The following is a 12564-nucleotide window of genomic DNA, read 5'->3' as shown; positions in this document are numbered from 1 at the left end:
CGACGATCCGGCACCCTTCGTGATCTGCTCGATCGCGCCCCCATGATCCCCTCATGATTGCATCGCGCGTCGTCGAAGTAACGCTGAGCAAGCGACAGACCCAGCGGGACGAGTGCCCCGGCTACCAGCTCGGAGTGCGTTCGGATACGGGTCTTTCGGGCTATGCCGAACTGGCCTTCGCCCAGACTCCGGAGCTCATGGAGGCGGTCGAGGCTCTTGCGCCGCTGGTGCTTGGACGCTCCTCCCATGACCGAGAGGCGATCTGGCACGCCGTCGCCGGCGCTGCCTCCGACTGGGATGACTCCCCGGATGCTGCCGCTTCCCTGTTGAGCGCCTTCGACATCGCCCTCTGGGACCTCGCCGGCCAGGAGTTGGGCGTCCCCACGACCACCTTGATGGGTGGCCGCACTCGCCCGCGGACCGAGATCTGCGTCGACTGCGGTGACTGCACCGAGGAGACCGCGATCCAGAGCGCAAAAGCCGCGCTCGCCACAGGCGTGCGGATGGTCTCCTTCTCGGTCGACCCAACCATCTCAACGGAGATCGATCGCTTCCGCCGTGCCCGTCGTCTGCTGAGCACTGAGGTCATGCTCATCGCCCGCGTCACCCCTTCACCGGCCAGCACGGAAGCCGCTATCGAAGTAGGCCAGTCTCTCGACCGCGCAGACCCCTTCTGGGTCTCCGGGCTCCTGAGGGATGGCCAGTGGAAGGAGCTGGCACAGGTGCGCAAGGGCATTGCGGCGCCGACCGCTGCCGGTCAAGACACCCTTGGCATGCAACGCTTCCGCCGCGCTCTCGACGCGGGCTGCTGCGACCTCCTCATACCGACTCTCAGCTATTGCGGCGGAATCACGGGCGCGCTCAAGCTGGCCGATCTCGTCGGCCTCTATGGCGTGCGGATGGCCCTCGCCCCCTGTGTGTCGGCGATGACGGCCCTCGTCAGCGCCTGCGTCTCCATCTCGCGGTCACATCTGTCCCCTCTGTGGGTGTCGGATGCGGCGCTGGCCGAGATGGGTCTGAGCATGGCTGAGGCCCTCAAGGACGGCTTCGTCCTCGCCTCCGACCTTCCCGGCCTTGGCTATCCGGCGGGCTGGACCGCCCGGACCGAGCCCCTGGTCTCCTTCTCCTCCTGAGGCAAACCCATGACAGACGCGCTTGCCGGGCGAACACGAGAGGCCATCGCAGCCGCACAGGTTGTGGTACAGGAAGTCTGCGGCAGTTGCGGCAATAGCTGCTGCCACCAGGGCACGATGATGGGTACCCACGACCTCCGCCGCCTGGTGAAGGGGATGGTGATCGAGCCGGGGCGCGAAGCGACCCTTCGTGAAGGCCTGCAGGAGCGTGCTCGCGAGTTGCGTGCAGACCTGGCCACCCTGCAGACCATCGCCAGGCTCATGGAGGCCTCCCCTTCCAGCACACCGGAGGGCCGCCGGCAACTCGCCGTGATCATGGCCGACTGGGAGGAGTTCTGCGAACTCATCGAGGGGCCCTGGCAGCCAACCACGGAGACCTTGCAGCGGATGCTGCGCTTCGCCGGAATCCGGGCCCTGGCTCTGCGGGCGCTCGCGGGCACTCCCGGAGGACATGCAGCACTGAGCACCCTCGCCAAGCCCGGTTCGAGCTTCAAGTTCCGCGGCCGACGGCTTGCTCCGCCGCGCTGTCTCTTTCATGACCTCTCTCGCGGCTGTCTGGCCGGACGTTGGAAGCCCGGAAAGTGCGCCAACTTCTTCTGTGCCGGCGATCCGAACGTTCTCCGCGAGCTGCGCAAGACGCTCTCCTTCGACGACTTCGTCCTGAGCAGCGCCGATGTTGTGACCTCGGAGCAGGCGGTGCGAACTGTTCAGATTGAGCTCGAACTTGGGCTCGAGTTCGTCGAGCCCAAGGTCTTCATCGGTCTCGGCGATGCGGAGCGCGAGACGATCCTGGCCTCCCTGCGGGCTTCCTATCCAGACCTCGAAGTGATAGTGCAGCCTGAGCAGCGCTACATGCAGTCCAGCATGGAGCTAGAGGTCAGGCTTCGAGGCCTGGGCTCCGACGGCGCTCTGCTCTTGCAGTATGCAGGGATTGACGGCGCGGCCCTGTATGAGTTGGCCATCGCCCTCGATCGTCATCGGGGAGCCGGCGAGGCAATAGCCTTCGTGCTCTCAGTGGAGGATTTCGTCGCCCCGAGTGCCTTGCCCCATCCACTGTGGGCCGACGAAGAGATGAGTCAACCGCTCGGGTCGATCGACATCTACGTGGTCGAACCCTAGGAGCCGAACTCCCGACCCTTCTTGGCCTCCCTAGAGACCCGCACGATCCAGCCCCTCAAGGAACTCCTGCGCAATGCGGTCCCAGGTGAACCTCTCGCGGACCCTCCGTAGACCCGCCTGTCCCATCTGCTGCAGCCGTGCCGGATCCCCCAGGAGGGATATGATCGCCTCCACCAGGGCGCCTTCGTCACCGGGCTCCAGCAGCACTCCGCTCACCTGGTCCTCGACGGCATCGGCTACACCTCCACAGCGCGTGGCAAGGACCGGCTTCCCGGCCGCGTTGGCCTCCAGGTACACGATCCCGAAGCCCTCGACCGGGTCGTCTCGCAGCTCGCGGGTAGGCATGACAAACAGGTCACACAGGTGGTAGAAGTCGGGTAGCTGCTCATCGGCGACGGCGCCCGCGAAGCGCACCCGTTCCTGCAGATGCAGCGCCTCGACCTCTGCGCGGAGGCGCGACTCCTCCGGTCCTGAGCCCGCGATCACATAGCTCACCGGCCCCAGTTGTGCCACCACCTGCGGCAAAGCCCGGATCACCGCCGCGTGCCCCTTGCGCTCAACCAGTCGGCCGACGGTCAGCAGCACCGGCGCGTCATCGAGGCCGAGGCCGGCCCGCAACTCGGCGACGGCCTTCGGCTCGGCGTATACCTCCGGACGGATGCCGTTGTGTACCACCGAGACGCGCTCAGCGGGAACACCGGCGGCCACGAGCTGCCCCGCAGTCCACTGGCTCACCGCGAAGCCTGCCCGAACCCCGGCAAGCACATACCGTTGCAGCAACCACTTGGCGGGGTTACCTCCGTGGAGTCGGAACTCACGGCCGTGGGCGATAAGGGCCACGGGAATCCGAGCCGATGCCCAGACCTTCCGCGCAGCCAGGCCCTCGGGAAACCACTTGGTCGCAACGATCGCTCGTGGCGGGCTGTGAAGCTGTGCGGTGGCCTGGGCAGCGCCGGCGGCCAGGTTTGCGGCCACCTGGCGCTTGCTGCCCGCAGGCACGCGGACCACCGGGTAGGGACACTGGGCGTCGAAAGCCTCGGCACCCTCCCGGCTGACCGTCACCACAGCCACTTCCACGCCGGCCTGAGACAGTGCGAGCGGGAGCTCGAAGGCCACTGTCTGGATGCCGCCTCGCGACGGGGGAAAGTCGGCCCCCAGGAAAACCAGGCTCATGCAACTCCTCCCTGCGAGCATTGGTGCTAAGCAAACCTCTCTGTATAGACACCGAAACTATAGCCCCTGCGGCCCTCGCACTCAACTCCCCGGAGAACAACGAAGGGGCCGCCCAGTTCAGGCGGCCCCAGAGGTACCCTTCACAGGAGGGGAGCTAGTTGCGGTCCCACATGTCGTCCTTGTAGTTCGGGTCTCCGTAGGTTCGCATGCCGTTCCCAGTCCAGTTGCCACCCTCATATACGGTGCGCGGGTAGAACGGTCCGTAGGTCATGGCCTTCACGTGGCCGTCGACGAAGCCCACGGTGCAGGTCTGGTTGTGGCGAAAGTCCGGGCGGTTGACGTACTGGTAGGTCGGCTCGCTCGGGACATTCACGTGCGCGGCCACGTTGATCGCGCTCGAGGCAGTGTCCTGGCGGCCTACGTCACAGTACATCACCGTCTCTGCCGGGGACTTGATCTCTGCCAGGTTGCGGTTGACCAAGTAGTAGTAGTTGTACCCGTAGCCGCCGATGTAGGCCAGGCCGGTGGCGAGGCTGCCACTGATGCCGTTGACACCCGAGGACGGGCACGCGGTCACCTGCCAGTTCTTGATGTAGGGCATCAGCAGCGGCTCCCAGCGGTAGTAGGTCGGGAAGCCACCGCGGGTCGCGTAGTCGTTGAGACGTTCGTCGTAGTCCTGGGCGTACATGGCGGCCGCGAGCATGATCTGCTTCATGTTCGACTGGCAGGACGCCTGTCGCGCCTTCTCTCTGGCTCGTGCGAAAACGGGAAACAGGATGGCGGCGAGGATTGCAATGATCGCAATCACCACCAGCAGCTCAATGAGCGTGAAACCCCCACGACGTGCCACTAGAACCACCTCCGCTGCATCACACTTGTGCGCCACAAGACGCACCTGCGGTCCCGACAGCGCGACCGAGTTGGCTGGCCGAACGCGTCAAAGCACGCCACTGTTCGGTGCCCTGGCATCACTCCTCTCGCGATGGTTCTCTGTGGAGGCGAGCCCGCCACCACTCGCAGTCTCCTGCGATCGGGCAAGTGTCACACCGCGGGTCCCGTGGCCGGCAGAGGATCCGGCCGTGCTCCACGAGGTTCACGTGCAACTCGTAGCACAAGTCATGCGGCACCAGACTGCCAAGGATCTCGTGCGCTCTCTCGGCTGTATCCTGGGGCCCTATCCACCCAAGGCGTCCCGCAATCCGATGTACATGCGTGTCCACCGGAAACACCGGTCGGCCCAGCTCGAAGAGCAGCACACAGGCGGCAGTCTTCGGCCCTACGCCTCTGAAGGATCGCAGGTAGGTCAGCGCCTCCTGGGTCGGAGCACGCCCCAGGAACGCAAGGTCCAGGATGCCCTGCTCACGTCGGACCTGTGCGAGGATTTGTTTGATCCAGCGGGCCTTCTGGTCCGACAGACCTCCCACACGGATCGCCTCAGCAATCCGCTCGACCTCGGCCTCGGCCACTGCCTCCCAATCCCCAAACTGGGCCACCAAGGACCTGAAGGCAGCCTGTGAGTTCGCTGCCGTCGTGTTCTGGGACAGGATGGTCGCGATCAGTCCTCCGAGTGGATCGCCGCCCGCCTCCAAGACCTTGTGACCATAGTGATCAGCCAGCGCCCTGTCCACGCGTCGGAGAGTCGTTTCGTCCATCTAGCCGCCACTTTTCAGAACTGTCATCCGGCAGCCATACCGCCACCAACCATTCATATTCCCCATGGTCTCATACTCTCCTGCTTGCCCTCCAGCTTTTTGCCGGCCCCAACGGGAGGGGATAGGCGTGCCGAGAGGGAATCTCTTCGTACGCGTGCACCGACTCGAGGATGTGGTTCCGTGGCCTCATCGAAGCGCAAGAAGTCACCCGCATCACCCGAGCCATCCTCCCTTGTCTGGAGCGTCTGGCCGGCCCGCCAGAAGCCCTTTGCTGCGGCCGCCTGTGTGCTTCTCATCCTGGGGGTTTCCTGGTATGGTTATGTGGGGTTCGGCCATCTCAGCTACAGCATCGTCGCCCTGGTCGTGCTGACCGGGTCGCTGGCCTTCTTCTTCTTCCCCTCAACCTACACACTGGATGCCGAGGGAATCAGCGTCCGTGGGTTCCTCCATGGCCGCTCGAAGCGCTGGGAAGACTTGGCCTGCTACCTCCGCGGCGACGACTTCATCGCCCTGAGCACCACCGCTGAGCCCACCGAGCGCAGCATCTCGCAAGGCTTCCTTCTGCGGTTGGACGCTAACACGGAGGAGGTCGTCGCCTTCCTCTCCCGCCATCTGCCCGAGTGGAAGGTGCCGCGCGGGTAGTTCCTGCACCGGGTCCGGCCAGGCTTTGCCGGCATCTGTCTCCCGTGTGCAACCCGGGCGAGAGGGCGGACGTAACCATGTCGACGCAAGAAGAGCAGCGCGAAGTGTTGCAGAAGGTGGCCGACGAGCTGCTTCGCCGGCATCTGGCCACTCCGGCCATCTTCATGCTGGAGAGCGTCAAGCCGCTGACCTTCATCGCCTCGCAGGCGCTGGTGGTCTTTGAGCCCCTCCTGCAGGCCCTGCTCTCCATCAACCAGTACCGAGTCTTCTGCGATGCGATAGAGAACCGCGACAATGTCGAGTGGCTTATCACGCAACTGGAGCAGGAGCGGTCCTGACTCTCAGCCCGGATGCTCCCGGTGACGTGCAAAGGCTACCTCGCGGAGGCGCCTCATGCGACCTGACGACATCAAGGTGATCCTGGCCACCGACTGCGGCTCCACCACCACCAAGGCGATCCTCATCGAGAAGGTGGATGGGGAGTACCGCTTGCGGGCGCGTGGTGAGGCGCCGACCACCGTTGAGGCGCCCATTGAGGACGTCACTCGCGGCGTGCTCAACGCAATCGCCGAGGTCGAGGAGCTCTCCGGTCGCCGCATCCTCGATGGCGAGAACATCCTGCGCCCGGCCCAGGGCAATCAGGGCGTCGACGCATACCTGTCCACCAGTTCCGCCGGCGGCGGCTTGCAGGTCACGGTAGTCGGCCTCGTCCGCCGCATGACCGCGGAGAGTGCCGAACGAGCAGCCCTTGGCGCCGGCGCGATCGTCATGGACGTCCTTGCCCTGGATGATGGCCGGCTGCCCCACGAGCGAATCGCCCAACTGCGCCAGTTCCGTCCCGACATGATTCTCGTATCCGGCGGCGTCGACGGGGGAGAGGTCCGCAAGGTGGTCGAGATGGCTGAGTTGGTCGCGGCAGCCAGTCCTCGCGCTCGTCTGGGAGCCCGTTACGAGTTGCCTGTCATCTATGCCGGCAATGTCGATGCCCGCGAACCCATCCAGCACGAACTCGGAACCAAGACGGCCCTGTCGATCACCGACAACCTGCGCCCCACCATGGACAGCGAGAATCTGGGCCCCGCGCGCGCGATGATCCAGGACCTGTTCCTCGAGCACGTCATGGCCCAGGCGCCCGGCTACGACCGTCTCATTCCCTGGACCGACGCAGAAATCATGCCCACCCCGGCCGCTGTGGGGTTTCTCATCGAGATGGTCGCCCGGGAGCGCGAGATCAACGTCCTCGGCGTTGACATCGGCGGCGCGACCACTGACGTCTTCTCCGTCTTCGAGGGTGTCTTCAACCGCACCGTCAGCGCGAACCTGGGCATGAGCTACTCCGTCTCCAACGTCCTGGCGGAGACCGGCATCGACAACGTCGTCCGCTGGGTGAGCGTCGAAACGGACGCCGAAGACCTCGGCCGACAGGTCCGCAACAAGATGATCCGACCGACGACCGTGCCCCAGCTACTCTACGGACTGCGTATCGAGCAGGCCCTGGCCCGAGAGGCCCTGCGCCTGGCCTTCGACCAGCACAAGCTCCTCGCCACCGGCCTCAAGGGCGTGCAGCAGCAGCGCGACATCAGCGACGCCTTCCGCGCCACGAGCACCGGCCAGACCCTCGTGAACATGATGTCCCTGGACCTGATCATCGGCTCCGGCGGCGTGCTCTCCCATGCCCCTCGGCGTAGCCAGGCAGCGCTTATGATGATCGACGCCTTCGCCCCCGAGGGTGTCACACAGTTGGCCGTGGACAGCATCTTCATGATGCCGCAGTTGGGCGTCCTCGCTCAGGTCCATCCCGACGCCTCGCACCAGGTCTTCGACCGCGATTGCCTCATTCCCCTGGGCACCTGCATCGCCCCTGTGGGACCGGTGCAGCAGGGACGAGATTGCATGAAGGTCACGCTCAAGGGCAGAGAGGTCACGGTTCGTGGCGGCGAGTTGGCCCTGGTTCTGCTGGCCGAGGGAGAGAGCGCCGAGGCATGCATCGAGCCTGCCCGCGGTCTCGATGTCGGCGCGGGTCGTGGCCGTGAGCTTACCGCGACCGTCCAGGGCGGTGTGGTCGGCGTCATCCTCGATGGCCGTGGACGGCCCCTCAAGCTCAGCACCGAGGCAGCGACCCGTCGTCCCCAGACCAAGTCCTGGGAAGACGCCCTGAGCCTGTACCCGGCCGAATCCTGACGGCTCCACCAGATTGGCCACGGCTGTAGCCTGTGCCCCTCAGGGCTTCGAGAGTGAGGTTCCCTGGCGTTGCCTCTGCCCGCGTGGTGGCTGAGGTGCCGCTTGGCCGCCCAGCAGTGCAAACGGGCAAGCGCCGGCGCTGTGCCCTTGCTTTCCCCGGGGGCTTGCTCTATACTTCGCCTGTTAGCACTTGTTACGCGAGCCCCAAGACGAAGTTTCGCGGCAGGTGCGCATCAGTATGGCAGATCAACAAACCATCACCGACGACATCCAGCGTTTCCTCTCCATCCTCCCGCCTGCACCTCGTGAACGACTCGCGCACCATCCGAAGCTGGGCGAATTGCTCGAGGTCGTCATCGACCTGGGGCGTCCGGTGGAGGGACGCTTCGCGGACGGTTTCGAGTACCTTGCGGAGACCTCGGCGGCACGCGAAGACCTCGACTACGTGGTCCAGCGCGTCGGTCACTTCGACCGCGACAATCGCGCCGGGATCGAGGCGACCTTGCACCGCATCGCCGCGATCCGCAACCGCTTGGGCGAGGTTGTTGGAGTCACCTGCCGCGTCGGCCGCGCGGTCTTCGGCACCGTCGACATCATCCGCGACATCGTGGACTCCGGCCGCAGCCTCCTGCTGCTCGGCAAGCCCGGAGTGGGGAAGACCACTCGTCTGCGCGAGGTTGCGCGGATTCTCGCCGACGAGGCCAAGCGCCGCGTGATCGTTGTCGACACCAACAACGAGATCGCCGGCGACGGCGACATCCCGCATCCGGCCATCGGCCATGCCCGGCGCATGCAGGTTCCCAACACCAAGCAGCAGCACGATGTGATGATCGAGGCTGTCGAGAACCACATGCCCGAGGTCATCGTGATCGATGAGATCGGGACCGACGCCGATGCCGCTGCCGCCCGCACCATCGCCGAGCGTGGAGTTCAGCTCATCGGCACGGCCCACGGCACCAGTGTGACCAACCTCATGTCGAACCCGACTCTCTGCGACCTGGTGGGCGGGATCCAGGCCGTCACGCTGGGTGATGAAGAGGCACGTAAGCGCGGGACGCAGAAGACCGTCCTCGAACGCAAAGCGCCGCCCACCTTCGACACGGTCATCGAGATCGAGGACATCAACCGCCTGGCCGTTCACTTCGACCTCGCGACCGACGTCGACCGGCTGCTCCTGGGGTTGTCGGTGAGTGTCGAGGTCCGCGAGCGCGGCGCGGATGGACAGGTGCACGTCAGCCGTCGCACCTCGGAGATCGAGGCTCAGAGCGCCTACGGACTCGAGGCTGCCGAGGAAGAGATCAGGATCGTCGAGCGCCGGGTCCGGGAGGCCGAGGAGTCCGACGGCATCCGTCACGTCTACCCGCTGGGCATCGGTCGCCGCAAGCTGGAGCGTGCGCTGCACGAGATGCGGGCGCCTGCCGTGGTGGTCCGGAGTCGCACCGACGCCGACATGATCTTCGCCCTCTCCGGTGACCGCGAGGGCAAGGAGGCCATCCGCACACCGGGTGGCGCTGACGTGGTCGGTGTTCGCAGTGACACCTACACCCAGGTTTTCGAGGCCGTCAAGGCCGCCTTCGGTGGGCCCAATGTGGCGCTGGAGGACTTCGCGGTGCGCGAAGCAGAGGAAGGTGCTCAGCGCGCGCTGCGAGACCACAAGCCTGTCGAGTTGCTTCCGCAGAACCCGTACCTGCGCCGCCTGCAACACGAGGTCATCGCCAAGCACAAGCTTCAGTCGCATAGCGTCGGCCATGATCCGCAGCGTCGGGTCCGGATCCTTCCGACCGGCGTCGAGGGGTAACCCACAGCCCATCTCCAGGGCTACCAGGCACGCAGATTGGGCGGGGTGATCCCCCGCCTGTTGCACACTTCCAGAAACGGGCGCAGGGCGTCCGGGGGGCTCATGAAACCGCTTTTCCTCGTTCTCGACGGCGTTGAGGGCTGTGGCAAGTCCACCCAGGTCAAACTGCTCGCCGAGCGACTCCGTGCGGAAGGCACGCCGGTGGTCCTCACTCACGAACCCGGCGGCACACCCGTGGGCGAAGGTGTGCGGCAGTTGCTCCTCGACCCCGCTTTCCCCGAGATGACGCCCCTCACCGAGGTCATGCTCTTTTGTGCTTCGCGGGCGCAGCACTGTGCGGAGGTCATTCTCCCGGCGCTCCAGGAGGGCAAGGTCGTCGTCTGTGATCGCTTCGCTTCCTCCACTGCTGTCTACCAGGGCTACGCCGGCGGCCTGGGCCTCGACACCATCCTGCGGGTGAACGAAGTTGCGACCGGAGGCCTGGAGCCCGACCTGCTGGTCGTCCTCGACCTCGACCCGGCAATCGGTATGCGACGCAAGTTCGGCAGTAAGGCCGCCTCCGGCGACCGCATCGAGGAGAAGTCGCTGGCCTTCCACCGCAAGGTTCGCGAGGGCTTCCTCGAGTATGCCCGGCGCTTCCCCGGACGAGCCGTCGTCCTCAGCGCCGACGACACCCCCGAGGCAATCCACGCCCAGCTCTGGCAGCATGTGATGGCCCTCGCTGACAAGCCCTAGTCTGAGTCCCCTCCGAGCCTTCCCCTTGCGGCATCTCTGAGGTCGTCGGGCTACAACGTCTGACCTTCGGAGGACAGGCAACCGGCCGGGGCGAATAGGCCCGACGCATCCTTCAGGTCCCGGAGGGCTGTTCAATGTTTGTGTTGCCTGGTCTTCGGCTGTTCCCACTCCTGTTCCTGCTGCTGCTCCCCCTCAGTGCCTTCTGCCAGAACCTGATCGTCAACCCCGGCTTCGAGGAGGTTGACCAGGCGACCGGAGCGCCCGTCGGCTGGACGGCAAGGGTCCCAGAGACCCCCGTCGAGCTCAGAGCCGATGGAGGCCATCAGGGCGACCGCTATGTTCGCATGGTCGACAAGGACCCCGCCGCCGGAATCATGTACGAGTCCCAGCGTATTCCTTCGCGACCCGGCGGGATGTACCGGGCGACCGCATGGTTCCGCACCGCCGATGAGTGCAGCCCCGGCGTGTACCTGAACTTCTACGACGAGACCGGCAACCGCATCCACAACGTCTTCACGCGGATACCCGGTCCGACCGAGGGCTGGATGCAGGCAAGCGTCGAGACGACCGCGCCGGTCGATGCTCTACTGGTCAGCACCGCCGTCTACGCCTACGCCGCGGACGTCGGCACCATCGATGCCGATGACGTCGAGATGACCGTGCAGGGAGGCAGAGAGCCCGGTCAGGGCCGCATCCCCAGAGCCCAACCAGGAGACAAGGCAATGGTAGACCTCGGATCGCGCCGCGAGTTGTTCGTCGACAGCTTCCTGCTTGACAGTCTGTCCGGGCAGGTTGGCCGCGAACTGCACCATCCCCAGCCGCAGAACATCGCGCTCACCTTCGACCAGCCCTGGGAGGGGCCGGTGTGCGTGTACGTCTCCGTCGTGAACGACGACGGGAAGGTCCGCCTTTACTATCGCGGCTGGAACAGCGAGGGTGCAGAGGCCTGCACCTGCATGGCCGAGAGTGAGGACGGCATCAACTTCACCAAGCCCAACCTGGGGCTCTACGAGTTCAAAGGCTCGCGTGACAACAACATCGTCTGGATGGGCGCCGGTACCCACAACTTCACGCCCTTCAAGGATCCCAACCCCGCAGCACCGGCCGATCAGCGTTACAAGGCCGTCGCCAGTGCCGGGCCCAAGAGCAGCCTCGTGCCCTTTGCATCCCCCGACGGCATCCATTGGCGCAAGCTGCAGGAGGAGCCGGTCATCACCGAGGGCGCCTTCGACTCGCAGAACCTGGCCTTCTGGGATGAGCTGCGCGGGGAGTACGTCGAGTTCCACCGTGGCTTCCGCAACGGCGTGCGCGACATCATGATGAGCACCTCCAAGGACTTCCTGCACTGGACGCAGCCTGCCTGGCTGGACTACGGCGACGCACCCGTCGAGCACCTGTACACCAATGCCACGCTGCCCTACCTCCGGGCGCCGCATATCTACCTCGGCTTCCCGTGCAGGTTCGTCCCGAATCGCAAGAAGGTGCCCGAGCACTCAGACCTGGGGATCAACGACGGGGTGCTGATGAGCAGCCGCGACGGTCTGCACTTCGAGCGCTGGGTGGAGGCCTTCCTGCGTCCTGCACTCGACCCCTTGTGCTGGACCGACCGCAACAACTACATCTCCTGGGGTATGGCCCAGACCTCGCCGACCGAGCTGTCCCTGTACTGGAATGAGCATTACCGCTATCCGTCCGCCTACCTACGACGGGGCACAGTGCGCCTCGACGGCTTCGTGTCGGTCCACGGTGGGGGAGAGGGCGGCGAGATGCTCACACGCCCCTTCAACTTCACCGGCAAGTCGCTGAGCCTCAACTACGAGACCTCGGCCATGGGCTACCTGCGCTGCGAGCTTTGTGATGAGCAGGGGACACCCTACCCGGGCTTCAGCTTCTCCGACAACGATGTGCTGTATGGCAACGAGCTGGATCGCTTCGTGAGTTGGCAGGGCAAGACCGACGTGAGCTCTCTGGCGGGCAAGACCGTCCGGCTGCGGGTACAGCTTCGCGACGCCGACCTGTATTCGCTGGAGTTCGCGCAGTAGGGCGACGGCACTCTCTGTCGCGCTGCCGGAAGGCTTTCCTCATCCCGAGAGCAGACAGCAAACAGCCCGGGTGCGTGCTGAGCGCCCCG

At 65.4% G+C, this 12564-nt stretch carries 11 protein-coding genes; 8 read left to right on the top strand and 3 right to left on the bottom strand.

Features of this window, described 5'->3' with window-relative positions; all coding sequences use genetic code 11:
• Positions 1–53 precede the first annotated feature (53 nt).
• Both ABFE16_05230 and ABFE16_05225 read left to right on the top strand, forming a co-directional pair.
• Positions 54–1133, top strand: coding sequence for an enolase C-terminal domain-like protein (locus tag ABFE16_05230; protein ID MEN6344687.1), 1080 nt, complete (start codon positions 54–56; stop codon positions 1131–1133).
• Between the two features lie 9 nt (positions 1134–1142).
• Positions 1143–2252: a hypothetical protein gene (locus ABFE16_05225; GenBank protein ID MEN6344686.1), complete on the top strand. Its 1110-nt coding sequence runs from the start codon at positions 1143–1145 to the stop codon at positions 2250–2252.
• 30 nt (positions 2253–2282) lie between these two features.
• Here the strand turns inward: ABFE16_05225 and ABFE16_05220 are convergent, their stop codons facing one another.
• The 3 genes from ABFE16_05220 to nth all read right to left on the bottom strand — a co-directional run bounded on the left by ABFE16_05220 (position 2283) and on the right by nth (position 5077).
• Positions 2283–3425, bottom strand: coding sequence for a glycosyltransferase family 4 protein (locus ABFE16_05220; GenBank protein MEN6344685.1), 1143 nt, complete (start codon positions 3423–3425; stop codon positions 2283–2285).
• A gap of 154 nt (positions 3426–3579) precedes the next feature.
• A complete protein-coding gene (locus tag ABFE16_05215; GenBank protein ID MEN6344684.1) occupies positions 3580–4275 on the bottom strand; it encodes a DUF1559 domain-containing protein in 696 nt (231 codons plus the stop codon).
• A gap of 118 nt (positions 4276–4393) precedes the next feature.
• The gene (gene nth / locus ABFE16_05210; protein MEN6344683.1) at positions 4394–5077 is read right to left on the bottom strand and encodes an endonuclease III; all 684 of its coding nucleotides are present in this window, start codon (positions 5075–5077) and stop codon (positions 4394–4396) included.
• A gap of 180 nt (positions 5078–5257) precedes the next feature.
• On the opposite strand from nth, the gene ABFE16_05205 reads away from it, so the two are divergent.
• From ABFE16_05205 to ABFE16_05180, 6 genes are all read left to right on the top strand, one after another.
• Positions 5258–5719 carry a hypothetical protein gene (locus ABFE16_05205; GenBank protein ID MEN6344682.1) on the top strand — a complete coding sequence of 154 codons (462 nt, stop codon included), beginning with the start codon at positions 5258–5260 and terminating at the stop codon, positions 5717–5719.
• A 77-nt stretch (positions 5720–5796) separates the two neighbouring features.
• On the top strand, positions 5797–6057 hold the full coding sequence (locus ABFE16_05200) for a hypothetical protein (protein ID MEN6344681.1): 261 nt from the start codon (positions 5797–5799) through the stop codon (positions 6055–6057).
• Positions 6058–6112: 55 nt separating this feature from the next.
• Positions 6113–7900, top strand: coding sequence for a glutamate mutase L (locus ABFE16_05195; protein MEN6344680.1), 1788 nt, complete (start codon positions 6113–6115; stop codon positions 7898–7900).
• Positions 7901–8138: 238 nt separating this feature from the next.
• Positions 8139–9698: a R3H domain-containing nucleic acid-binding protein gene (locus ABFE16_05190; protein ID MEN6344679.1), complete on the top strand. Its 1560-nt coding sequence runs from the start codon at positions 8139–8141 to the stop codon at positions 9696–9698.
• 102 nt (positions 9699–9800) lie between these two features.
• Positions 9801–10433, top strand: a complete 633-nt coding sequence (gene tmk, locus ABFE16_05185; protein MEN6344678.1) for a dTMP kinase — start codon at positions 9801–9803, stop codon at positions 10431–10433.
• A 134-nt stretch (positions 10434–10567) separates the two neighbouring features.
• Entirely contained in the window at positions 10568–12475 is a 1908-nt protein-coding gene (locus ABFE16_05180; GenBank protein ID MEN6344677.1) for a hypothetical protein, read from the top strand.
• Positions 12476–12564 lie beyond the last annotated feature (89 nt).

Source organism: Armatimonadia bacterium, from assembly GCA_039679385.1.
Lineage (GTDB): Bacteria > Armatimonadota > Zipacnadia > Zipacnadales > JABUFB01 > JAJFTQ01.
The sequence above is the reverse complement of the archived record's forward strand: the minus strand, read 5'-3'. Positions and strand labels throughout refer to the sequence as shown.

Coding starts and splice junctions, on each gene's coding strand:
- ABFE16_05230 (MEN6344687.1), top strand. CDS start 54: ATGATTGCATCGCGCGTCGTCGAAGTAACGCTGAGCAAGCGACAGACC.
- ABFE16_05225 (MEN6344686.1), top strand. CDS start 1,143: ATGACAGACGCGCTTGCCGGGCGAACACGAGAGGCCATCGCAGCCGCA.
- ABFE16_05220 (MEN6344685.1), bottom strand. CDS start 3,425: ATGAGCCTGGTTTTCCTGGGGGCCGACTTTCCCCCGTCGCGAGGCGGC.
- nth (MEN6344683.1), bottom strand. CDS start 5,077: ATGGACGAAACGACTCTCCGACGCGTGGACAGGGCGCTGGCTGATCAC.
- ABFE16_05200 (MEN6344681.1), top strand. CDS start 5,797: ATGTCGACGCAAGAAGAGCAGCGCGAAGTGTTGCAGAAGGTGGCCGAC.
- ABFE16_05195 (MEN6344680.1), top strand. CDS start 6,113: ATGCGACCTGACGACATCAAGGTGATCCTGGCCACCGACTGCGGCTCC.
- ABFE16_05190 (MEN6344679.1), top strand. CDS start 8,139: ATGGCAGATCAACAAACCATCACCGACGACATCCAGCGTTTCCTCTCC.
- tmk (MEN6344678.1), top strand. CDS start 9,801: ATGAAACCGCTTTTCCTCGTTCTCGACGGCGTTGAGGGCTGTGGCAAG.
- ABFE16_05180 (MEN6344677.1), top strand. CDS start 10,568: ATGTTTGTGTTGCCTGGTCTTCGGCTGTTCCCACTCCTGTTCCTGCTG.